The 24188-nt window shown below is 40.7% G+C and carries 21 protein-coding genes; 8 read left to right on the plus strand and 13 right to left on the minus strand.

Going from position 1 to position 24188, the window contains the following annotated elements:
- Together A9970_RS21460 and A9970_RS21465 are read right to left on the minus strand one after the other, a co-directional pair.
- Complete coding sequence (locus A9970_RS21460; RefSeq protein ID WP_182983633.1) at positions 1-3291, minus strand: efflux RND transporter permease subunit; 3291 nt, start codon at positions 3289-3291, stop codon at positions 1-3.
- 10 nt (positions 3292-3301) lie between these two features.
- Positions 3302-4690, minus strand: coding sequence for a TolC family protein (locus tag A9970_RS21465; protein WP_182330884.1), 1389 nt, complete (start codon positions 4688-4690; stop codon positions 3302-3304).
- A 170-nt stretch (positions 4691-4860) separates the two neighbouring features.
- Here A9970_RS21465 and A9970_RS21470 point away from each other — a divergent pair, with 170 nt between their 5' ends.
- Together A9970_RS21470 and A9970_RS21475 are read left to right on the plus strand one after the other, a co-directional pair.
- Positions 4861-5871, plus strand: a complete 1011-nt coding sequence (locus tag A9970_RS21470; RefSeq protein WP_088162575.1) for a sensor histidine kinase — start codon at positions 4861-4863, stop codon at positions 5869-5871.
- 3 nt (positions 5872-5874) lie between these two features.
- The gene (locus A9970_RS21475) at positions 5875-6570 is read left to right on the plus strand and encodes a LytTR family DNA-binding domain-containing protein (RefSeq protein ID WP_182983634.1); all 696 of its coding nucleotides are present in this window, start codon (positions 5875-5877) and stop codon (positions 6568-6570) included.
- 98 nt (positions 6571-6668) lie between these two features.
- On the opposite strand, the gene A9970_RS21480 is transcribed toward A9970_RS21475, so the two are convergent.
- Entirely contained in the window at positions 6669-7145 is a 477-nt protein-coding gene (locus tag A9970_RS21480; protein WP_182983635.1) for an OsmC family protein, read from the minus strand.
- 379 nt (positions 7146-7524) lie between these two features.
- Between A9970_RS21480 and lpdA the strand changes: the two genes are divergently transcribed.
- Positions 7525-8928, plus strand: coding sequence for a dihydrolipoyl dehydrogenase (gene lpdA / locus A9970_RS21485; protein WP_182983636.1), 1404 nt, complete (start codon positions 7525-7527; stop codon positions 8926-8928).
- A gap of 149 nt (positions 8929-9077) precedes the next feature.
- A complete protein-coding gene (locus tag A9970_RS21490; RefSeq protein WP_115050039.1) occupies positions 9078-9647 on the plus strand; it encodes a Crp/Fnr family transcriptional regulator in 570 nt (189 codons plus the stop codon).
- A 37-nt stretch (positions 9648-9684) separates the two neighbouring features.
- On the opposite strand, the gene A9970_RS21495 is transcribed toward A9970_RS21490, so the two are convergent.
- Positions 9685-10581 carry a LysR family transcriptional regulator gene (locus A9970_RS21495; protein WP_159731605.1) on the minus strand — a complete coding sequence of 299 codons (897 nt, stop codon included), beginning with the start codon at positions 10579-10581 and terminating at the stop codon, positions 9685-9687.
- Between the two features lie 97 nt (positions 10582-10678).
- Between A9970_RS21495 and A9970_RS21500 the strand changes: the two genes are divergently transcribed.
- Together A9970_RS21500 and A9970_RS21505 are read left to right on the plus strand one after the other, a co-directional pair.
- A complete protein-coding gene (locus tag A9970_RS21500; protein WP_115050041.1) occupies positions 10679-11290 on the plus strand; it encodes an NAD(P)H-dependent oxidoreductase in 612 nt (203 codons plus the stop codon).
- An 81-nt stretch (positions 11291-11371) separates the two neighbouring features.
- On the plus strand, positions 11372-11662 hold the full coding sequence (locus tag A9970_RS21505) for a putative quinol monooxygenase (RefSeq protein ID WP_182983637.1): 291 nt from the start codon (positions 11372-11374) through the stop codon (positions 11660-11662).
- A 145-nt stretch (positions 11663-11807) separates the two neighbouring features.
- Here A9970_RS21505 and A9970_RS21510 read toward each other — a convergent pair whose 3' ends face one another.
- The 5 genes from A9970_RS21510 to A9970_RS21530 all read right to left on the minus strand — a co-directional run bounded on the left by A9970_RS21510 (position 11808) and on the right by A9970_RS21530 (position 14857).
- Positions 11808-12131 (minus strand): hypothetical protein, encoded by a 324-nt coding sequence (locus A9970_RS21510; RefSeq protein ID WP_182983638.1) that lies wholly within the window; start codon positions 12129-12131, stop codon positions 11808-11810.
- 96 nt (positions 12132-12227) lie between these two features.
- Positions 12228-12959 carry a glutamine amidotransferase-related protein gene (locus A9970_RS21515; protein WP_182983639.1) on the minus strand — a complete coding sequence of 244 codons (732 nt, stop codon included), beginning with the start codon at positions 12957-12959 and terminating at the stop codon, positions 12228-12230.
- Between the two features lie 11 nt (positions 12960-12970).
- Positions 12971-13702, minus strand: coding sequence for a YggS family pyridoxal phosphate-dependent enzyme (locus A9970_RS21520; RefSeq protein WP_182983640.1), 732 nt, complete (start codon positions 13700-13702; stop codon positions 12971-12973).
- Positions 13695-14234 carry a GNAT family N-acetyltransferase gene (locus tag A9970_RS21525; RefSeq protein WP_182983641.1) on the minus strand — a complete coding sequence of 180 codons (540 nt, stop codon included), beginning with the start codon at positions 14232-14234 and terminating at the stop codon, positions 13695-13697. The genes A9970_RS21520 and A9970_RS21525 overlap by 8 nt, the downstream gene beginning before the upstream one ends.
- Positions 14231-14857: an FMN-binding negative transcriptional regulator gene (locus A9970_RS21530; RefSeq protein ID WP_182983642.1), complete on the minus strand. Its 627-nt coding sequence runs from the start codon at positions 14855-14857 to the stop codon at positions 14231-14233. Before A9970_RS21530 ends, A9970_RS21525 begins: the two co-directional genes overlap by 4 nt.
- A gap of 152 nt (positions 14858-15009) precedes the next feature.
- Between A9970_RS21530 and A9970_RS21535 the strand changes: the two genes are divergently transcribed.
- Positions 15010-15504, plus strand: coding sequence for a GNAT family N-acetyltransferase (locus A9970_RS21535; RefSeq protein ID WP_182983643.1), 495 nt, complete (start codon positions 15010-15012; stop codon positions 15502-15504).
- Between the two features lie 102 nt (positions 15505-15606).
- Here A9970_RS21535 and A9970_RS21540 read toward each other — a convergent pair whose 3' ends face one another.
- Complete coding sequence (locus A9970_RS21540; protein ID WP_182983644.1) at positions 15607-17421, minus strand: mechanosensitive ion channel family protein; 1815 nt, start codon at positions 17419-17421, stop codon at positions 15607-15609.
- Positions 17422-17692: 271 nt separating this feature from the next.
- Between A9970_RS21540 and A9970_RS21545 the strand changes: the two genes are divergently transcribed.
- Positions 17693-20161, plus strand: a complete 2469-nt coding sequence (locus tag A9970_RS21545) for a glutaminase family protein (protein WP_182984302.1) — start codon at positions 17693-17695, stop codon at positions 20159-20161.
- A gap of 95 nt (positions 20162-20256) precedes the next feature.
- Here the strand turns inward: A9970_RS21545 and A9970_RS21550 are convergent, their stop codons facing one another.
- The 3 genes from A9970_RS21550 to A9970_RS21560 all read right to left on the minus strand — a co-directional run bounded on the left by A9970_RS21550 (position 20257) and on the right by A9970_RS21560 (position 23912).
- On the minus strand, positions 20257-20754 hold the full coding sequence (locus A9970_RS21550; protein ID WP_220801674.1) for a DUF1062 domain-containing protein: 498 nt from the start codon (positions 20752-20754) through the stop codon (positions 20257-20259).
- A gap of 498 nt (positions 20755-21252) precedes the next feature.
- Positions 21253-23172, minus strand: a complete 1920-nt coding sequence (locus A9970_RS21555; RefSeq protein WP_182983646.1) for a sensor histidine kinase — start codon at positions 23170-23172, stop codon at positions 21253-21255.
- Positions 23169-23912 carry a LytTR family DNA-binding domain-containing protein gene (locus A9970_RS21560; RefSeq protein ID WP_115050059.1) on the minus strand — a complete coding sequence of 248 codons (744 nt, stop codon included), beginning with the start codon at positions 23910-23912 and terminating at the stop codon, positions 23169-23171. Before A9970_RS21560 ends, A9970_RS21555 begins: the two co-directional genes overlap by 4 nt.
- Between the last annotated feature and the right edge of the window lie 276 nt (positions 23913-24188).

The following is a 24188-nucleotide window of genomic DNA, read 5'->3' on the forward strand; positions in this document are numbered from 1 at the left end:
TTACGATAAAGGTTTTAATGCCGCAATATAGTGTTTACTTTCTTTGTCTTCAGGATCTAATGAGATCGATTGTGTACTGCTGTTTTCTTGCGCCCAAGCAAATATAAGCGGTAAGATGACGAGTACGGCAAATGTCGAAAATAGTAATCCTCCAATTACAGCTCTACCGAGTGGTGAAACTTGTTCGCCACCTTCACCATGACCAATGGCCATAGGTAGCATACCCACAATCATGGCCAAACTGGTCATGATAATTGGGCGAAGCCGTAAGGATGCTGCCTCACGGGCTGCAGCCAGCGCATCTCCATTATGCCGACGGATATGTTCGGCATTGGTGATGAGTAAAACAGCGTTCGCAATGGATACACCCACCGACATGATAATCCCCATGTAGGATTGTAAGTTGAGGGTAGATCCGGTTAACAACAGCAGAATCAATGAGCCCAGCACAACCGCAGGCACTGTGGTGAGCACAACCATAGAAACTTTGAACGATTGGAAATTGGCTGATAGCATCAGGAATATAACGATAATGGCTACGGCCAAACCAGATTCGAGGCTGCTCATGGTCTCTGATAATACTTTTCCAAGTCCTATTTGCTCCATCGATAAACCACGAGGAAGTTCACCAAGGGCTTTGATACTGCGCTGTACATCCTTGGAGGCTGTTTTTAAATCGGTATGATCAATATTTGCTGTAACTGATACATAAGGCATTGCACCTAAATTGTCGTTTTCGCCATAGGTGAAGGACGGTGTGATCGTTGCAACGTCGCTCAGTATTGGTCGCGCTGAATTTTTCAATAAAGGGATTTCACCGATTTCTTTCTCATCTTTCATTTTATCGATGGGAACCTGAACTTGCACGTTGTATGACAGTCCTGCTTTTTCATCTATCCAGGTGTTTTTTTCGGTATAACGCGAAGAAGAGGTGGAAGCGATTAGCGATCGTGTGACTTCGCTGAGATCTACACCCAATTGTGCAGCCCTGATGCGGTCTATCTTAATATCGTAAGAAGGGTATTTAATGGATTGTGCTAATTGCACATCTCTAAAATAAGGGATGGCTTTTAGTTTCTCGATCAATTTACCGGCGTACTTCTCGTTGTTCTTTTTGTTTTTTCCTGCTATCCGAACTTCAATAGGAGTGGGCGATCCCTGACTTAATACTTTATCCGTAAGCTCGATCGGTTCAAAGGATACCTGTACATCGGGAACTGCCGCTTTCAGGCGTTTTCGGTATTCATCACGGAAACTGTCCATATCGTGATGGTAGTCTTTCAGTGCAATTTGGAAAACAGCTTCATGTGGACCAGCCATGAAAAGATAGATCGGTGATACTGAAAACTGTCCGGGGTGTTGACCGATATAGACAGAAGATATGCTGATATGTTCTTTCCCAACCAGTTTTTCCAGTTCGGCCAGCGCTAGTTTTGCTTTTTCTTCGGTGCGTTCGATACGTGTACCTTCAGCTGCACGGAGGCGCATTTGGAACTGACTGGAGTTAACTTTCGGAAATACATCCTGTCCAATTGTGGAAAGTAAAATGACAACAAGACTTATTGCTCCAAGCAGATAAACTACGGTAATGGTTTTCTTTCTTTTGAACAAACGGTCGATCATTTTCATGAATCTGTTTCTGAACCGTTCAAAAATACTGATCTTTCCATCGTTGTTAAAGTCTTCCCGTTCCACCAATAGTTTCTTCTGATTTAGGGTATCTTGCTCGGATTCTATGGTCAGTCCAGTTGCTGCAAATTGAGCTTCATCTGTATTTAAACCCACTGGTTCGGTCGCGTGTGGCGCTTTATGCGCATGATCTTTCATGAGCCAGTTGGCCATGATAGGAACAAATGTCTGCGAAAGGAGGAAGGATATGATCATTGAAAATCCAATGGACAGGGCCAAGGGAAGAAATAACGAGCCCGGAATACCTGTCATGGTAAATGCCGGCGCAAATACGGCTAGTATACAGAGCAGGATCAATAATTTGGGTAAGGCGATCTCTTTACAGGCATCCCAGATAGCCAAGGCTTTGGGTTTACCCATATCCAGATGCTGGTGTATATTTTCTATCGTTACCGTACTTTCGTCGACCAGGATACCAATAGCCAAGGCTAGTCCACTAAGGGACATGAGGTTGATGGTCTGCCCGAAGAGTTTCAGAAAGAGCACTCCGGAGATCACGGATATCGGAATGGTTAGGATAACGATCAGCGCAGCTCTTCGATCACCTAAAAATAGGAGGACCATTAGTCCGGTGAGGATAGCACCGATTGCACCTTCAGTAATCAAACTTTTTACGGAATTGATGACATAGACGGATTGATCAAATTCATAAGATAACTTGACGTCGTCGGGTAAATTCTCCTGAATTTTTGGTAAGGCTGCTTTTAAATTCTGGACAACCTCCCAGGTTGAGGCATCGCCGGCTTTGGCGATACTGACGTACACGGAACGTTTGCCGTTGACCAAAGCATAGCCTGCGGTAACGTCGGCACCATCTTTTACGGTAGCAATATCGCCTAAGTAAAGATTTTGTACCCCACCTTTAAATAATGGGATTTTTTCAAAATCTTTTACATCCTTGATGGTGTTGTTCGTTGGTGTAATGTAGTTTTTGTCCTGAATACGTACGTTTCCTGCTGGAGCGGTTTGATTGTTTAGTCTTAGCGCTTCTACGACCTGATCGGGTGTCATATTGTGACTCCGCATTAAATCGGGATCAACGTTGACCTCAATTGTACGTGGACTTCCCCCAAAAGGAGGTGGCGACAATAGACCGGGGATTGACGTAAACGATGCCCGGACATAGACGTTGGCCAGATCTTGTAGTTCGTTGTTAGAACGCTTGTTACTGCTCAATACCAGTTGGCCTACAGGGAGGGATGAGGCGTCAAAGCGAATGATGAACGGCGGTTGTGAGCCTGGAGGAAAGGAGGCCTGGATCCGATTGGCCAGGGCACTTAGCTCGGCTGCAGCCTGGGCCATGTTGGTGTCTTCGTAATACGATACTTTCATTAAGGTCAGACCTTGAATATTCTTGGTCTCAATAGACTTGACCCCATTGGCAAAAAGAAGGATATTGACGTAGTTTTTGGCAAAATAAGATTCCATTTGATCCGGCGAATAGCCACCAAATGGATGGGCAATATAAATAACCGGAAGGTTCATTTTTGGCAGGATATCCACCTTGATCGATCGAACGGCACCTATGCCAAAGACAATAAGTCCCAATACGAGTACGAGGATGGATATCGGCTTGCGTAAGGCAAAACGTATTAAATTCATGTAATGTTATTTATAGTTCTTTGTTGAAAATATCAAAATCTCCCGCAGCTGCGGCTTTTAGTAAAAGCGACTGCCAAAGATTGATGTGGACGATCTCTCGATCGGTTTCGGCTCTATTTAATGTGTAAAAGGTCTGCGTCACGTCGACAAGTGTCGCTAGGCCGTTTTTATACATCGTCATTTTTTGATTGTAAGCTTGCTGAGCTGCCGACACTTGTCGGGGAGCTTCTAGATCACTTTTTAGGGCCAATTGGATTTTCACATCAGCGGCATCCAGCTGTGCTGTCAATTGGGCTTCGGCAGTTTGGTATTCTTCTCTTAGGGCATCATTCGTAAAGCGCTGTGCACTGATTTTTTTATTGATACGCGCAATCGAAGTCAGATTCCAGTTTATGCCCAATCCCAAGAGATAATTTTGCCTACTGGGACGAACCCCTTGCCAATAATTTGTGCTATATGCTTGTAAATCCGTAATGTAGTCGCTCTTAAAACCAGATCCCCTTGTCTGAAAGACCCCAAAGGCGCTTACAGTGGGAAGATACTCTTTGGTTGATAGTTTCAATTGTTGTTCGCCAAGTTCAATTTTACTTTTATAAAATTGCAGAATAGGATTACTTTCAATCAAGTTGCCTGAAAGCGGAGTTAGCTGTATAGGTGTTTTCTGAACCAGAACAGTATCTATTTCGAGGTTTTTCGCTGGAATCCCCATCAATACCGTCAACTTATTGTTTTGCTCTTTAACATTTTCACGGGCCTGATTGAGACTGATTTTTGCGCGCGATACTTCCGCTGAAGCAAGTGTAGAATCTACTCCGGGCAATATTCCGTTTTTTACTTTGGTGGCAGCAATATTTAAAAATACCAGTGCACGGTCCAGATTCATCTGTTGATTTTTTTCCAATCGTTGACTAGCCAATAAATTGAGGTAAGCCGCAGCGATCTTGATTTTATGCTGGAACTGTTCCTGACCGAGATCGGCCTGTAGTCGTTTGGTATCGGATTTGGCTAATTCGATACGTTCTTTTTTTCGTCCAAAGGTGTAAATGTCCCAATTGACATTGGCTAAGTAAAGCGCACCAAATGCGGCATTCCAATTTTGTTCTGGAAGAGCGGCTCCCGAAGAAGCTACACCCAGCCCACCAAATCCATACAGTGGACCATTTTGTCCGTTGACTGTTCCAAAGTCCTGTTGGGCTACGATGTTCAGATTGGGCCAAAAGTCGCGTTTGACTTGTTCATTGGTCTGCAGGGAGGACTGGAGATAATATTCCTTTGCCTTGATATTTCCATAATTTGCAATACCCTGTTCTACGGCATCGCGGAGCGTAAGCTTCTGAGCGAAGGAAGAGGAGGTCGCAAGTGATACAGCCAATGACAGCACTAAATTCAATTTCAGCATAGGTTATCTATCATTTTATGGACACGAAGATAACGATGAGATGAACTGTGATGTCCCTTTAAAATGATCTATAGCGTTTAAAAGTGACCAATTTAATTCGTCATTTATTTTTCTGCTGTTATAAACTTAAAACTTTTACTTTGTAACAGATTTTTAACAAAAAAAGGATTATGAGAAAGGTTTTTGAGAACAAGATCATACAGGAGATCGTGCTATTGATCTTTTCGTTTATCCTCTTTACTTTGAACGATTGGATTTTGATCCTGAGCTGGAAGGGATTTTTGATGGGCGTGTTCTATTTCTTGATCCTTTATGCGCATGCACAATTGAATCGCTTTTTCCTGTTGCCATTGCTCCTTAAGAAGAATAAACCGCTGTTGTATATTTTGGCGTCGGTGGCAACACTACTGGTTTTTGCACTCATATTAAAAGAGCTAACGGATAACGTGATCTACAAGAATTGTTTTCTTTACAAGAATCTTGTTCAGAAAACGTTCCATTATCAATTTGGTGTATTATTGGGTTCGTTGATCTGTATATTGGGTAGTATCCAATTTATTGAATTTTATCGCTTTCAGCGTGTGAAGACCCGACGTGAACTGCTTTCCAATCAGACGCAATTGTCCCATTTAAAAAAACAGCTCAATCCACATTTTTTATTCAATACATTGAATACCATTTATGGTATTAATTTGAAGTACCCGGAACGTACCTCCGAATTGATCATTAAAGTTTCCCAGCTACTCCGTTATCAGATGGAGAGCAGCGATCGGGAATTTGTTGCGATGGATGATGAGATCGATTTTATCTCAAGTTATATCGAGCTGGAGCGTGAACGGTTAGGCTATCGCACGAAAATTGAATTTGATTATCAAAAAGAAGAAGATATCAATTATCAGATAGCGCCGATGCTATTGATTACTTTCGTAGAAAATGCTTTTAAACACGGAACCTGCAGTATTGAAGATTGTTTTGTACATATTTCGATCAAGATTGAAAAAGGGAACTTATATTTGCATGTACGGAATTCTGTTCCCGTTAAGAAAAGGAATGTTTTTTCGGCGAAAATAGGTTTGGAAAATACAATAGCGCGATTAAAGCTTTTGTATCCTAATCGGTATACATTAACGACAAATTCCAAAAAAGAGGAGTATGAGGTGTCATTGGTTATAAATCTTTAAACAATGAATAAAAATAGCTGTATCGTGGTTGATGACGAACCTGCGGCGCATTATGTACTGGTAAATTATATTGAAAGAAGTACTGATCTGCAGTTGGTCGCTCAATGTTATAATGCTTTTGAGGCATTGGAGTTTCTTCGGGACAACAAAGTAGATTTAATCTTCCTGGATATTGAAATGCCCGAAATTAATGGGATGGAGTTTCTGAAGATGCTGGATAACCCACCCAAAACGATTTTGACAACAGCATATTCCGAATACGCATTGGAGAGTTATGATTATGGCGTTGTTGATTATTTATTAAAACCTATTTCATTTCCCCGTTTTTTTAAGGCTGTTCAACGTTTTTTATCCTATAACACGGCTGTGTCGCCCCAGGAAGAAGAGCCCAAATCAATTAGTATACGCATGGATGGCCGTATTATTGACGTAAAATTATCGCAGATCGATTTTATCCAGAGCTTCGGCAATTACGTGAAAATTGTCACTCCGGGCCAGACATTTTTGACCGCAAGCACCACCCAGCAAATTCTAACACAGGTGCCGGCATCAAAGTTTATCCGTATCCACAAATCTTACATTGCTTCGATCAATAAGGTGATAAAATATGAGCATGGAATGGTACAGATCAATAATACGTCCCTACCGGTCGGTATTACTTTCCGTCGGGAGTTACAGGAGCGGCTAGCCAATAAATAGCGCTAAGCTATGTCGTAATTCGATCAGGTATCGCCGTTCTTGTCAATTCACAGCATATCATGTCGCAGCATATCATGTGAAGAAGCAAGTTCATTCATTTAGCTGGATGTGCCGATGCTGACGTTGGGCTTATGCAAGACCGGGAAGTTTACTGAATTGGCAATAAAACAATATTCACTTGCTTTTTTATGTAATTCAATGGCTTGTGCAATCATCGTTGAATCTTTTACCCGGACCGAAGGATTTAGCGTAACTTCTTTAAAACGGCCTTTTCCACTTTCTTCTTCAAGCATGATCGCTGTTGCATGGTCAATATATTCTGCTACAATAATTTTATTGACCGAGCAGAAATGCAGGTACCATAACATATGGCAGGAGGACAGGGAGGCAAGCAATAGTTCTTCGGGATTGTGTTTGCTGGGGTCTCCCAGGAACGCTGGATCCGAAGAACCTTCAATCTCGGCTTTGCCGTCAATGCTAATGCGATGGCTTCTTTCGTAGTTTTTATAATGATCGGTTCCGCTGCCGCGATTTCCTGTCCACGTAATTGTGGCGACGTAATTATGCTGTTTCATTTGAAAATAATCGTTTGATACTGTTGGTGCTAATCTGGAAGCAAGTTAAAAAAATATGCCTTTATCCTAAACATAAACACAATCTCTTCTGCGTAGAATTGACTTTCATATTATTTTTTTTGATCTAATTTTTTATTTATAATATACTGATTGGTATTTTATTTGTAGGTTTGTACTGATTTTAATTAAATCCAATATTTATGAATAATACGGTGTTTTCTGTTGTTTTTAAATATACCTTTTGGTATTTTATTTTATGTTATGATTGGCGTATACATTGAAATTTTTATCGTAGCCTTTTGGATGGCAACTATGCGGGGCGTACTTGTAAGACCTTTTTTGGTCGTGAATAATTCTGTTAACTAAAAATAGTTCGTATATGGAACAATATGATTTGGTTGTCATTGGGTCTGGCCCAGGCGGCTATGTTGCGGCGATTCGCAGTGCCCAATTGGGGTATAAAACCGCACTTGTAGAGAAATATGATACATTGGGTGGTACCTGCACCAATGTGGGCTGTATTCCCACAAAGGCAATTTTGGATAGTACACATCACTATCATGAAGCACAGCATCATTTTGCTGCACACGGGATTCAGGTAACGGGGCTATCGGTGGACTTTGGTCGGTTGTATGCGCGTAAAGATAAAGTGGTGTTGCAAAATACGCAGGGGTTGAATTTCCTGATGAAAAAGAATAAGGTTACGGTGATCCATGGAACGGCTTCTTTTGTCAATAATTCAACGGTGGAGATTGCTACATCAGCGGGGGAGCGGCTGTCCCTTGGAGCAAAGAAATTTATCATCGCTACGGGTTCCAAGCCAGCGACAGTTCCGGGAGTAACCATAGATAAAAAACGTATCATAAGCTCAACAGAGGCGTTGTCTTTGCAAGAGAAGCCAGATAAAATCGTTATTATCGGTGGCGGTGTAATTGGGGTAGAGATGGCATCCATATTCAATAGATTGGGTTGCGAGGTCACGATTATCGAATATGCCGATCGCCTCCTTGCCAATATGGATCATGAATTGGGGGATGCCTTGAAAAAGATACTGCTGCATGATGGCATTAAAATTTTGCTTGAACAGGCTGTTTACAAAACAGAAAATGTAGGCACTGCGGCAAACGTTTTCTTTAGGGATCGAGCTGGTAACGAGCAACAGTTACAGGCGGATTATATTTTGGTCGCTGTCGGACGGAAAGCATTTACAACGGGGCTTGGGCTGGAAAATACGGCTGTTCAACTGGATGCCAGAGGGATGATCGTTACCAACGAGCAGTTGCAGACGGCCGTTCCCCACATTTATGCTATTGGTGATGTGATCGGCGGAGCAATGCTGGCTCATAAAGCTGAAGAAGAAGCAATCTTTGTTGTCGAACATATGGACGGCCAAAAACCAAAGGTACATTACGATCGGATCCCTAGCGTGGTTTATACCTGGCCCGAAGTGGCTTCTGTTGGCGCAACAGAAGAGGAGCTCAAAGCAAAGGGTATAGCGTATACGATTGGGAAATTCCCATTTTCCGCAAATGCCCGCGCCCGCGCAGGGATGGATACACAAGGATTTGTAAAAGTGTTGGCCGATCCAAAATATGGCGAACTATTGGGAGTTCATATCATTGGAGCACGTGCGGCCGATCTGATCGCTCAAGGTGTTTTGGGCTTGGAATATGAAATCACCGCCGATAGCATGTCAAGGGTGTCTTATGCACATCCTACTTATTCAGAAGTCTTGAAGGAAGCGCATACCATTGCTTCGGGGCGGCCATCCGTAAATATATAAGTATCGTATGCGTCTTTTCGGTGAAGAACAAAACGTATTTCTTTTAGAAGAGCTAAGCGTATTCCCTTCGTAGAAAAGGCGCTGCTTGTCTATTTTTTTGGATACAAACATCAATTTATCTATGTTTGTTGTGTATCAGGCTTTAATTTATGGACAAACAGTTATTGTTGGACAGTATTCAGAAAGAGATCGACCTCACGGAAGATGAAATCGTACGCCTATTGGCTGTTGTGAAATCCAAAAAAGTGAAGAAGAAACAATATTTGCTGTTGGAGGGCGATCTGAGCAGGTATGCTATTTTTGTCGCTTCGGGTTGTCTAAGAAGTTATTGCGTGGATGAAAATGGATTTCAGTATATTCAACAGTTTGCTCCCGAAGGCTGGTGGATCGGCGATATGTATAGTTTAGTGACCGGAAAACCGGGCAACCTATACATTGATGCGGTATTTGAATCTGAGGTATGGATGATTTCCAAAGTAGATCTGCATCGGCTCTATCAGGAGATTCCGAAACTGAATGTCTATTTTCGGATACTTGCCGAAAATGCATTGGTTTATTATCAAAGTCGATCGATGGAGAATCTCCGTCTAGCTGCCAAAGAACGTTACGAAAAGTTCTGTACACGTTATCCTACATTGATCGACTGTCTTCCGCAGAAACAAGTTGCTGCATATATTGGCGTTACGCCCGAATTTTTAAGCAAAATGCTGCATCAGTAGCGGAAATCGGGCTATCGGCAAGAAATTGCCCGGTGATCTACCATTTCTCTTTTAACAGCGTTTCCAATTGACCGATTTCTTCCTGATACATGGTTTTCTTTCTCGTTCCAAAGTAAAGTATATTCTCCACCGGAGAAGTCCCTTCCCAGATTAGTTTTATTTTTCCGGATGCAAGTGCTTCGGCACAAAGAAAGTCGGGAACAATGGAAAAACCAGTATTGTTGCTCAAGCAGCGTATGATTGAGCTGATATTTGGGACGATATAATTCGGACTGAAGTCCGGATGTTCGCCAAAGTGTGTCGACCAATAGTTTTTTAAATGATCCATATCGGCAGCCGTGCTATACCACAATTGTTTTTTTAGAAGCTGGGCTGCTTCCTTAATTTTATTGTCGTTCAGCAGTGCTTCGAGTGTGGATGTGTCGGTCTGACAACCTGCAATCAAGACAATACGCTCTTTTGAGAAAGCTTCGTATTGTAGATTCTGCTGGTTTCCTTTTTGAGGCGTAATAATAAGATCCAATAAACCATTATCAAGATCCTGCTGCATCTGAGGATATTCTCCAAATTTGATAATTAAATTAAAGGGGAGCTGCGCAATATGTTCTTCCAATGTGTATTGAAATGTCTCAAAACACATTCCGATACTGATTGTGACACGTTCGTCCAATGCACGCTTGTGAAAATGCTGTTCACCGGTTTCTAGTTTTTTAAGCGGGTCAATAACATAGTTGTACAAGATTTTCCCCTTTTCGGTCGGTACCATTCTTCGTGCAGATCGATCAAAAAGCTTGTGGCCGGTAAAGGCTTCCAGGGAATTCAGATGTAGGCTGACACCAGGTTGAGAAATAAACAATTCCTGTGCAGCTGCAGATAATGTTCCGGTTTCATAGATTGCCTTAAATGTACGAAGCCATTCTAAGTTCCATTTCATAGTTATTATTTTTATGATACAAATATACAATTTAAATTATTTGTATGATTTAAAAATATGATAGAAATTTGTGTTATCAATAAGAAAAATTATAGAAATGAAAATATTTATTATCAACGGCGGACAGAAATTCGCACACTCGGGTGGTTCTTTCAATACCACAATAACAAATTGGACTGTTGAAACATTGGCTGAAAATGGACTTGAAACAAGGGTAACCAATATCAACGATGATTTTGATCCAATGGTTGAAGTTGAAAATTTTAAATGGGCAGACATTATCGTTTACCATTTTCCTGTATGGTGGTTTCAGGTTCCGAACCGTCTGAAGCTCTATATCGATGAAGTTTTTACGGCAGGTCACAACAACGGTATCTATAAAAATGATGGTCGTTCACGTAAGAATCCGGCCATTAATTATGGTACCGGAGGTTTGATGCATGGTAAAAAATACATGGTGACTTCGAGCTGGAATGCTCCTGAGACAGCCTTTACAATGGAAAATGAGTTTTTTGATCAGCATTCCGTTGATGCTGGTGTTTTATTCGGTTTTCACAAAATGAATCAGTTTGCAGGATTGGAACATCTGGGAAGCTTCCATTTTCATGATATGGAGAAGGGTGCGTCTCAAGAACGTGTCGACAATTACGAAAAGGAATATAAACAATATTTGGAAGAGGTCTTCCATTTGGAAACTACGTTGAACTAAGAATTTATTGATCGATAAATCGCTTTATCCATGGCGTTATTGCGATGAAAAGAGTAAATTACCAAAATAAAAATCAATAACATGAAGGTATATTTAACCGCAATTTTAAAGGCAGTTCCTGCACATCGGGAAGAAGTATTGGCATTATTGTTAGAAATGGTCGAAGCAAGTAGAAAGGAAGAAGCTTGTATACAGTACGATCTGCACCAGGTAAACAGTGATGAAAACCAGTTTATATTTTATGAAATCTGGGAAGATCAGGCGGGCTTGGATGTGCATAATCAGCAACCTTATATTGTAGCATTCGGAAAAGTTGCCGCTGAAAAATTGCAGGAAGCGCCTCAAATTATATTAATGAATAAAATCGCTTAATTTACAATGTGGCCACTAGGGACCTTATTGAAAAGATAGCAAAGAATATCATGTAGTGGATGATGTGTACAGGCAGAAGATATTAACTATAATTGAAGTATTGGTGGGTACCAAAATCATTTGTGTTGCCTTGAATAAGCTTGTTTTATTCTGATTTAGTGACGCGAATGATTTTGTTGGTACCTTGCTGAACAGCGACATCGACTTTATTTCGTTGCGTGTAGCTCTGTTGCAGGAGGTTCAATTTTTTGGCCAGTTGACCATCCTGATTGTCTAGCCAAAAGGTGGCAGCCATAATACCAATTTGAACTCTATAACTGGAATCAGTTTCCGGAACAAGCTGCTCGATAACTTGATGTTGATACCAAGTCAGATTTTTGTTTTCTTTTTGGGAAACACAGGCGTGTAGGAGAAGTGCCAGAAGGGCTAGATAGCCCATTTTTAAAAGTTGACTGCGTCTTAGGTCCATCAATAGTTTTTTGTGTTACACCAAATCTACTATTTTTTATCCAACGAATGAATTACTACTGTAAATTTTTACCCTCCTCGTTTAGATAGATACGCTTCATTTATTTACTAGGCTTTTCGTGTATGCACATTCAAGTAAATCTAAAAATGTATGAAGTTTGCTGTTCATTTCGCGGTAATCATAAGTCTGAATTTCGTCAGGTGATTGCACAAATTGCTGCGATTGGCTTTGAAGAAAGAGATCTTCTTCTGCATCTATTAAGAGCCGGACGACTTCTGTATTAAGTTCCATATGGCATTGAAATCCGTAAACGAGATTTGTATAGCGAACAATTTGTCGAGGGCAGCCGACGCTGCTTGCTAAGATTTTACTTTCAGGGGTAAGTCCAGGCATATCGTTGTGCCAATGTCCGACCGGTAATGGGCTGCCAAAATGTGCTATTTTGCTGTCGTTTATTCCTTCCTCTGTGAGCGTGATGGGGAAAACCCCAATTTCCTTTTGCGGACTATGTCTGTACGTTGCCGACAGCGCTTCGCCAATCAATTGTGCGCCCAGACATATACCAACAACCGCCTTGCCTGCATTGATACATCGGCGGATAAAAGCGATTTCGGCCTTAGCGTCAAAATAAGGGTATTCGGACGGGGATGAATCTGGACTTTGAGGTCCGCCCATAATGATCAATATATCGATGGAATCGATTTCTTCCGGCAGACGGTCCTGTTGATAGACCTGGGAAAAGGTGAGCTCATGCTGTTGTTTTTCCGCCCAGGTTAAATAGGCCCCGGGTGCTTCAAAAACTTCGTGTTGTATAAAATGTATCCGCATTGGTTTTTATGTTATAGGTTCTCATTCCAGTAATAACTATCTGGTGTAGGACGTTGTCCAAAAATTGCCGTGCCTACCCTGACAATCGTAGCGCCCTCCGCTATCGCTATATCTAAATCCCCGCTCATGCCCATCGATAATTCTTGCATCGATACACCGGGAATAGCTAGGGCTATAATCTGTTGTTGAATATGTTTGAGCAATTGAAAACAGGCTCGTACCTGTTCGGCCTCGGTACTCAATATACCGATAGTCATCAGTCCTTTAATCTTTAGTGTGCTTAATGTCGCTATTTGCTGAACCAGGCCGATCACTTCCTCTGGGGCAGCGCCGTACTTGCTCTCTTCGAAGGAAGTATTTACTTGAATGAGCACTTCCATGGTTTTATCTTCCTTTAAAAGTCGCTGATGCAATTTTTCGGCGAGATCTATACGGTCGATCGAATGGATGCAGGATACGTTGCATTTGAGCAGATCCTTGATCTTATTGGTTTGAAGATGACCAATAAAATGATTGACATGGGGAACAGCGTTTAAATACTCAAATTTGTCTTTCAGTTCCTGCACTTTATTTTCAGCAATTAAGGTTTGACCAGTTTGTAGTGCGATTTCTATACGTTCGGCAGGTACGGTTTTAGTGGCCAGCAATAATTTTACCTCGCGGGGATCGCGACGGCTTGCTTTGCAGGTTTCATCAATACGTTGTTGTATGACCTGTATATTTTCTGCTATAAACTCATGCATGTGGTTGTACTGTTTTTTTCATCATGATATCTATTTGTTTATCGTCACCCAGTTGAAAAATATGCTGGTCGAATGCGACAAAACCATTTTTCTGATAGAAATTGATTGCCCGCAAGTTTTTTTCCCAAACACCAAGCCAGATAAATGAAGCTGCTTTTATTTGGGCTAAGGCTAGCGCTTTTTCAAACAATAACTGCCCCACTTTTCTACCCTGAAATTCCTGTAATACATAGATGCGTTCAATTTCTAATGCCTGGGGGCACTGTTGTTCGGTCTGGGCCTGGCCGGTATTTACTTTTAGGTAGCCAATAACATCATTTTTCAAGACAGCGAAGTAAAATTCAGATTCGTTATCGCAGAGCTCGGACAATAATTTTTCCTTTGAAAACCCTTCGGCCAGATAGGTCTTCATATTCTCTTCGGTATTCGTGTCTGAAAAGGTCTGAATAAATGTTGCTTTTCCTATTTGCTGCAGCAGGTCAATATCTGTTAGTTTTACCTGTGTGATTGCTATGTCAGTGTGTGTGTTCATTTTTTTTCATTACTTATTGATCCATTTTTCATTGCTGCGGCAATATTTCTTTCGAGCTCATTGTCGCTATTTTTTAGAAAATCACGGATACGCTGTCTTTCTGTTTCACTTTTATTTTGACTTAATTTTTTTTGGCCCTGTAAATCCGTAACGACAAGTTCGAAGGCGACGATACCTCGCATCATACCACTTTTAAAACGATCGGAAAGGCTTTCCCATTGTGTTAAATAGGTTTCGTCGTAACTCAGGATCATCTGTTCTAAGGCTTTACTTTTTGCTTTTTCGTCTGTAAGGATGGATGCAAGGCCATAGGCATGTACAGCGATGTAATCCCAGGTTGGCACACTTTCTTCCTTGTCATAGTGTTGTGGTGAGATATAAGCATGTGGTTCGGAGAAAATAACCAATGAAGGCGTATTTTCGATATAATTGGCTTGTTCGTTTGCGCGAGCGAAGTGTGATGCTAAAAGCAGCTGATCTTTATCTGTACGGATGTGGAAGGGGAGCTGTGTGGCTATTGGAATCCCCTCTTTAATCGATACAATGGTCGCAAAACTATATTGTTGCATAAATTCAACCTTTTCTGCGTAATCTTCGAACTGGAAATGTTTGGGTACATACATGCAAATAGCTATTTCTTGATTTTATCCAAAATTACAGCCAATAGATGCAACTGAGCTAGTCCAATTTGAATAATGTAGCTGGTCCAGTGTTCATTTATTGCGCTTGCTTAAGTATATTTACGCTGAAAGATAAGCAAAGAAAGGTGCCAGAAATGGAAAAATATGAACTAAGACGTTTAGAAATAGGAGAATGGCAGGAATATAAAAAAATTAGACTGGATGCCTTATTTTCTACCCCTGAGGTTTTTGGTAGCAACTATCAAAAAGAAGCCGGGTACAGTGATGCAGAATGGATGGCCTTGCTTGATAATCCCAAATGTGCGATGTTCGGCTTGTATAACCAGGGAATATTGGTCGGGCTGACTGGTGTTGTATTGGATAGGGCAGATGAATCAAACGCGATTTTGATCGCTTCTTTCATTCAGGAGAGTCATAGAGGCCAGGGTTTATCCCGTTTGTTTTATGAAGCGCGTATCGCATGGGCACGTGAGCGTGGGTGTGGCCAGATTACGGTATCCCATCGGGTGGGGAACGATGCGTCGAAAGCAGCGAATCAGTCATTTCATTTTAAATATACGCAATCCAGGGATGTTGTCTGGCCTGACGGGGTGGAGGCCGAAGAGTTAATCTACGTTTTACATCTTTAGCTCATAAGCTCACAACAGTGGATGAATTCAACAGGATATGCATATCGGTCAAAACGCATCACATATTCTTTGCAGTAATCAGCTAAAAATTGTGCTTTCAGATCAGTTATTATACGAGCTGTTGGGCATTTTTGGATTATATTGTTCTACATGGTCAACTTTGGCAAATAGGTGTGGGCCATTCATTTCAATTCCAGCAGCTAGAAAGTCATCTAAGATCGATTGAAAAATTTCAGATTTTGCCAGTTCAATTTCACCAGATTTAGCGATGTATACATTCAGTTCATAGAGGACATAGAAGTCGTCTAATTTTTTTTGTAAGACAAATGGCGCGGGGTTAAGGTTGACCCTTTTTATTCGGGGTGGGATGTTCAGGAGCAATTCGTGTATACGTTGCCAAGGTTCTTCATAACCGACTGTCAATTCCACCTGAAAGCAGATTCCATCTTCAGAGAAGGTAGAATAATTGACGGTATTTCCGGAAAGTACCGAGGAATTGGGGATGGTAATTTCTTCATTTTTTATCGTTCGAAGCCTTGTTACCAGTGGTGATTTTTCGATAACAACGCCTGTTTTGTCGGCGATGGTAATACGGTCTCCGATACGGAAAGGACGCATATAGGTGATCACAAGTCCCGCTATGATATTGGAAATCGCAGAAGATGATCCTAAAGAGAATAGGACACCAATAAATACGGATATTCCTTTAAAGATATCTGAATTTGCGCCAGGTAGGTACGGGAATATGAGTACCAGTGTGAAGGCTTGGAGCAGAAAGCGAACAATAGTAAAGGTAGGCATGGCAAAATCGCGATGAAAGCCATTGACCTCTAATTTGCCTTTGTCAATTTCGGTAAAAATATACTTTATGAATCGAACGGCATAACGCATGACAACGAGTATGACAAATACGGTAATCAGATTGGGAATATAATCCCAAATTGCCAAAACTGCAGTCTTCAGGGGTTTTGTGAAGAGTCCAATGAGATTGGATGCCCAGCTTTGTGTAAATGGAAACACACTGAAGACAATCGGCAGCATGATAAAGGCAATGAGGACGATCAAGCCCCAGCGTAAGATATTTATGGCATTAATAAACATCCGTGTTTTTTGTACCGAAGTGACAAGTACGTAATTTTTGATCTTAACGTCTTTGATCCGTTGTGTTCTTTCCGTTAATATACGTTGTGTACCATATTTTTTCAATTTGTTTATCAATAAAATCAATATTGAAAAAACGACGAGAATGAGAAATACAAGCCCAATACGGGTAAGAAGTTTTGTAATGCTGTTATCTGCACGTTCCGTTGTGATTGAATCCTGAATTCTTTTTAGGTAGTTTGCCGCAATCTCTTCTTTGCTTTTTCCTTCAAGAAGAGCATCGAGTTCTGTGACGGAAGTTATGACGAGATCTTTATAAACGATGTCGGCACTGATTTCGTTGTTTTCGATTTTAAACGAATCTACTTTCACAAAATCGTCTTCATATAGATTATGGATTCTGCTGACCACATTGTAAGCTCGGTCTTTGGCTAATGATGATCCAAGTTTATTATAGATATAGAAGAGGGTATCCTGAAATGGCGCGACTGCATATCTTTTTGTGTTTTTTTTGATGGAGTCTACTTTAACTTTAAGCTGCTGCTTCCGAAGGTTATTTTCTTCGTCAAACTCATTCAGCTGCTGTTTTAAATTTTCCTTTTTGGGGCTATTTTGACTTTTAAGATCGGCAATTTCATTCTGAAGCTTTACCCGTTCAAGAGAATCATTAATTTGCTGTTGTCTGATTCCGTTCAGTAAGGAACTCAGATCCAATTCTTTTTTATTGACCGAATCTGTTTCTTGTGCATAAAGCTGTGTGCTCGTTGAAAAAAGACAAGATATGGTCATTAAGAAATAAACGTAAATACTTCTCATTGTGTTGTTGGTAAAATTGAATGCCGATGTTTATTAGGTCATTTTGCACATAACGATCGGACGGGTTCTCAAAGATAATAATTATCTTGATTAGATGGCAGCATGTCAAATATGATATAAATTGAAGGTAAAATGATACGATGCGACAGCTGAATTTAAATTATTCCAACTTTCTTTGTTAAAACGATTGGGCATATGCTCAATGGGGAAAACTGTATAGCTAATTTATCCAAAAAATATGATTAAACCTTTTCAAAAATCTATTCATGCAATGAACAAACTCGGGAAGATAGGTCTCTGCTTTGTTTTGGCCTGTGCTTCTACTGTTTTAGATGGACAAGCCCAAGAACGCAAAGCTCCGGCTTATCCATTGATTACGCACAACCCCAATTTTAGTATATGGTCCATGACGGATCAGCTTCATGCGTCGACAACGAAACACTGGACAGACGCTGATCATTCGCTGTTGGGCTTAATTGATGTTGATGGTAATATTTATCGTTTTCTTGGCAAAGAAGAGCCTAGTTATGCGGTTATTCTACCGACTTCGGAAGATAAATCGTATACGGTACAATATACTGAATCAAAACCTCAAGGCGGCTGGGAGTCTTCCGCTTATAAGACGAATGCGTGGAAATCGGGACTTGCACCCATCGGTGATGATGCGCAACAGGTAAAGACGCTTTGGAAATCGGACGATATCTGGGTGAGACGTGAGTTTTCCGTAGCGGATCCCAAGGGCATCAATGAGCTGTTTCTAAAACTCAATCATGATGATAATATAGACGTATTTTTGAATGGGAAGAAGGTTTACGAAAAGATAGGTTGGACTAACAGCTTTCACTATTTACCGATTGACAAGGCGAATTTGAAGGCCGGGCAAAATCATATTGCCATCCATTTGAAGAATAGTGCTGGCGGTCGTTACCTGGATTTTGGTTTGGTCGACAGGCTTAAAGAGCGTGGGCCACGGATTCAAGAAGCCGTGCAAAAAGATGTGGAAATAACAGCGACGCGTACGGTCTATAATTTTCAGGCCGGTAAGGTGGATCTGAAACTAAGCTTTACGTCGCCTTTGCTTATGGATGATCTGAATTTATTGGCTCGACCGGTAAGCTATATCACGTATAACGTAAAAGCAAACGATGGCAAGCAGCATGCGGTTAAGGTTTTTCTAAGTGCATCCACAAATATTGCGGTGTATAAGCCTTCACAGGAAGTAACTGCCGAAAAATATGAAACGGCAAAATTGTCGGTACTAAAAGCGGGAACGGTCGAACAGCCTATTTTGCAGAAAGGTGCCGATGATATGCGGATAGACTGGGGGTATTTTTATGTTGCTTCACCAAAGCAGGATAAAACGCAACAGTTTATTAGTCCGAGGGGCGGAGCCGTCGACGCCTTTAGAAAGGGAACAACGACCGCTGCAAAAATTGTTAAGGGTACCTCACTTGCGCTGAACACGGTCATTCCGTTTGGCAATGTGGGGGCGAAAGCGGAGGAACGTTTTGTTGAGGTGGGCTACGATGAAATTTATGCGATTCAGTATTTCAAAAATAACCTGAGACCATGGTGGAACAATTCTGGCAAAGAAACGATGGAAAATCAGCTGACTTTGGCTGCAGATGAGTATCGTAATGTGCTCGATAAGTGCGTAGCATTCGACAAAGCAGTTTATGCGGATGCGCTAAAATCGGGTGGAAAAGAATATGCACATCTTAGTGTGCTAGCTTATCGCCAAAGTATAGCAGCACATACCTTAGTGAAAAGTCCACAAAATGAATTGCTATGGCTTTCCAAAGAAAATAATAGTGGTGGTTTTATCAATACCGTGGATGTCACTTATCCTTCAGCACCATTGTATTTGATCTATAATCCGGAGCTGTTGAAAGGGATGTTAACTGGAATATTTTATTTTAGCGAGAGCGGTAAATATCCATATCCTTGGGCGGCTCACGATTTGGGTACGTATCCATTGGCCAATGGTCAAACCTATGGCGAACCTATGCCTGTGGAGGAATCGGGCAATATGATTATTTTAACTGCGGCAATCGCGAAAGTGCAAGGGAATGGGGACTATGCCAGGAAGCATTGGAAAACATTGACAACTTGGGTAGATTATCTCGTTAAAGATGGCTTTGACCCTAAAACGCAGCTCTGTACAGACGATTTTGCTGGTCATCTTGCACGAAATGCCAATTTATCTGTTAAAGCTATTGTGGGGATTGCCTGTTATGCGCAGCTAGCGGAGGCCATTGGTGAAACAGCAATCGCAAAAAAATACCGTGCAATTGCCGAGGAAATGGTTCCGAAATGGATGGAAATGGCAGATGCGGGCGACCATTACGCGCTGACATTTGATGATAAAAATACCTGGAGTCAAAAATATAATTTGATCTGGGATAAAGTGTTGGGATTGAATCTGTTTCCGCAAAAAGTGTATGATACGGAAATTAAGTATTACCTGACCAAGCAAAATAGATTTGGCATACCATTGGATAGTCGCAAAGCGTACACCAAAAATGACTGGATTCTTTGGACAGCATCATTTGCTCCATCAAAAGAAGCATTTGAAGCTTTGGTGAAACCAGTCTATAATCATGCGATTCAAACGGAATCCCGTGTCCCATTAAATGATTTTTATGATTCGACTACGGGGATCCGTGAAAACTTTAAGGCGCGTAGTGTTGTTGGAGGTTTTTACATGAAACTTTTAGCGGATAAAATGAAACAAAAATAAATAATGCCAATGAGCAGGGGGAGAACCTGCAATGAAATTTAGTTTGTGTTTAGTTCATAAGACGGCGGGCAATTATAGGATTGCTCGCCGTTTGTTTATTGGGTTATGCGTTTCAATGCTTCACATGATATTTTCACAATATCCTCATGTTTGACGCGATGTTTTTTTTCTAGAAATTTTCCATGTACAGTAATTGCCTGCATAGTGATGAGTCGGTCAAGCTGCTTGGATGATAGTTTTAAACAGTTACGAATGACGGTGGATAGTTTGAGCTGAAAGCCGAATGCATAGATGACTTTGAAGGATAAGGTGTCTTCGTTTGTGCTGTGCAAATTTTCAATGAACAGCTGTTCATGCTGTATTTCATATTTGATGGTATCGAAATCTGCTTCAAGATTGTTCTTTTTTCTAATTTCTGTTGAAAAAGCATATTGCCATGCTAGTTCCCTGTTGTTTTCCTGAAATCTATGAAACAGTTCCTTGTTGATGGATTCGGGGCTTGTACGGGAAATAATGGTCATATTGTAGGTGTTATCACATTTGATACATCTATAAATCAACCAAACGTCGATATTTTTTTTCTGTGCATTCATTCTGAACTTTTCACTGCAGTAGAACCTATCACTATCGCAATGGCTGCAGGATCTTTTGAGAAGGGGAGTGTTGTGTGCTTTGATCTCCCAGATATATTCTTTTCGCATGAGTTGTAGTCGCGCTTAATATTCTTTATTTGATTTTTGATATTATCGACGATATTGGAAAGGATGGGATGTGGTATTTTAAATACTGAAATAGCATAAAATACTCTCCTGAGCTAACAATACCGAGAATAATAGGGTGAAATGAAAACATGTTCGGATAGGAGTTATCCGAATAAAAGAATAATTAGCCTGTGGTTTGTGAGGCTAAATTAAGCGACTATAAATTTGAAAATTGTGTTCAAAACGCTATTTCGTTGGTTTATAAACGAATTTAATTAATTTAATTGATTTTCCATGGATAACGAATGAAATTGCGCTACAATTTATATCCTATCTTGATATTAGATGACAAGTTGAATGCGCTGTAGTTTGTTTAAATAATATAAATCGTTAATAGGTAATTGGTATAAGGAGTGTGACCGTGGTGCCTGCAGTTGGGTTTTTGGTGATCTGTACACTTGCTTTCTTGCCCAACAGCTGCATGCGTTCACGACTGATCGTTCCAGAAAGTGAACGATGGGATATTTCAGGAATGTCTGGATTGACTTTGCCGCTATCTTGAATGCTCACTCTTAGGATATCTGCTGACAGTTCAAATTGGATGTCGATACGGCTATTGCCTGTTTCGAGATCTATACCATGTAGAATTGCATTTTCAACATAGGGTTGTATCAGCATTGGCGGTAGCATGACTGCACTTAAATCTTGATCTTCAGGTTGTGTGATGTGGTAATGAAAAGCATCTTCAAAACGCATTTGCTGTAAGATCAAATAGTTTTCTAAGGTTTCAAGTTCCTCATTTAATGGAACGAGGTTTTCACGGCTTAATTCGAGATTACTACGTAATAGTCGGCTGAAACGGTTCAAATATTTGATAGCATTTTCTTTTTTATCTAGGCGCATGAAGCTCTGTACAGCGGAAAGGGTATTGAAAATAAAGTGTGGTTCCATCTGTGTGCGCAACAACTGCTGCTGCAATAAGACCTTTTCTTTCTCTTGTATGGAACGGCGCTGGCGAAAACTGTAGTATAGGAAGAAAAGTACGATGATCAGTAAAATTACTGCTAACGAGGAAATGATGAGTCCTAAACGATTTTGTTGTAGTTGAAGTTTATTGATCTTGATATTTTCGTTCAGTATACGAATAGACTGATCTTTCGCCTGGAGTTGATAAAGGGCATTCATTTCTGCGATCGCTTGTGTATTCTCCGATTGGTAAATACCCCTTTGTAATTGCACAAGGTGATTTAATACGTCTATAGCTGCTTTATCTTTTCCTTGCAGGCGATAGACGGCTGCGAGACTGTTTTGAAATGTAATTTCGTTGTTGGGAAAGATTAATTTGGGAAACTGCGCTTTAAGTTTGCTGGCTTTTTGGATGAATTTTTCTCCCAATGCCGGTTTATTTAATGAAACATAGATTGCGGCTACATTACTGTAATCTACAAATAAATTGTTCATCAGTATAGAGGACGCTGTTTGTTGGTGCAAGCGTTCATCTATTGCTATTTTTAGCAACTCGTAATGTAAAATGGAATCCGGTTTTTTAGCCGTTTCATAGTATTGGATCTTCGAATCGTAAAGAAAACTAATGTTGTATTTGTTTGGATTTTTAGCGTGTAATTCTTCGAGTTGATGAAGGAAGGGGGCAATATCTTCTGCTGGCCGTTGTAAGGTGTTCAGCGTCTGTATCATTTGTACCAATACGCGTTGTCGGTTAATATGTCCTTCAGGAAGTGAATCAATTAGGGGGAGTACCGAACGATTCATTTTTTCTGCAAGGTTATACTGGAAGGAGCTCAAGTTGTTTTGGGCAGCGGACAGTAATATCGCTGATTTCGCTTCGGTTGACAGTCCTGCTGCGGTGTCCGATAAAACAATCGTAGCGGCTTTGTTATAATAATAGCCCGCTTCGCGTTGTTTTGCTTCTATGCTACGGATGTTTCCTATACCGTTGTAAATAAGTGCTTTGTATTTTGCGTTTCCAGTGGTGGGTTCAATGAGTTCGAGCGCCTGTTGAACAAAAAAAAGAGCCGAATCTTGACCGTTCATAGCATAGAGTCGTGCCAGGTAATATTTTACACGGGCAGCGAGTACCGTGTCTTTTTTTACGGTGGAATTTTGGTCTAACGTTAACCAGGCCTGTTTGATGGAATCTCCATTTGCTGCATTTAATTTTTGGTCTTCGAGCGTTTTAATCTGTGCAGCAATAGCATCATGGTCGGGCGATAATCCGTCTTTCTTTTGAGCGCAAGCGATAAAAAACAAAGACAGTAGTAGCCAAGGGAAAATGCGGTTCAGTGCGCTCATTTTTCTGGGAAAAGCTGATTTAAGATCGAATTTTTTCTGCGTGATGAAATTGGAATTTCCTCTTTGTTTTTTAAGACAATATATTCGGAACGATTGACACCAGAAATATGCGACCTGTTGACAAGATACGATTGATGGGTGCGTAAGAAATAAGGCTGTGGCAATAATTCTTCATAATATTTGAGGGGTTTAGAGATTAACTCTTTTGTACCATCATTTAAAAAGAAAAAAGTATAGGGACCGTCTCCTTTGCAGTATACGATGTTGTGAACAGGGACGATACGTACATGGTGTATGGAAGACAAGGCAATGCTTTCGGGAAGTTCACTGGCATGTAAAGCTTCTTGTGCCATTGATAAACGTTGCATCCATTGCGGATTATTTTCGCTTTTACGCCGGTAACGTTCTAAGGCTTCGTTTAGTTCGGTTTGATCGACCGGTTTCAAGAGATAATCCAAAGCACCGTATTTGATGGCTTTGATTGCAAAATGATTGTAGGCCGTAATGAAAATAATATTCTGTGGAATAACGGTTAGCTTTTTTAGGATGTCAAATGCTGTACCATCACGGAGCTGAATATCCATGAGTATAACGTCTGGTTGTTTCTCTTCAATCAATTTTACAGCATTTGTCACCGTATCGCTCCAGCCAACAAGTTCAACGTCAGTTTCCTGTTGGACCAAATAGCTGATTTCTTTGCGTACGGCGGGTTCATCCTCGATGATGGCTACTCTAATCATTTATCAATACTTTATAGCGTATAAAAATAATAATTGTAAGTAAGGAAACTGAATCCATTTACAATTCGTTGCAATTATTTACAATCTGGATTCCGGGTTCGAACAGCGGTGAATTGGATTTGATCATTTAAAATTCCAAATAGCGATTGAAATTTTTATATTTAGTATTGTATAGACCACTCGTAATATGGAAGCTCAAAGTCATTAAAATCGGTTTTTGCTGGTAGCATTGGTTTGATTACCTTGTTTGCAGTCGTTGGGCAATTTGTATTAAGT

The sequence above is a fragment of the Sphingobacterium sp. UME9 genome, assembly GCF_014170215.1.
GTDB classification, from domain to species: Bacteria; Bacteroidota; Bacteroidia; order Sphingobacteriales; family Sphingobacteriaceae; genus Sphingobacterium; species Sphingobacterium paramultivorum.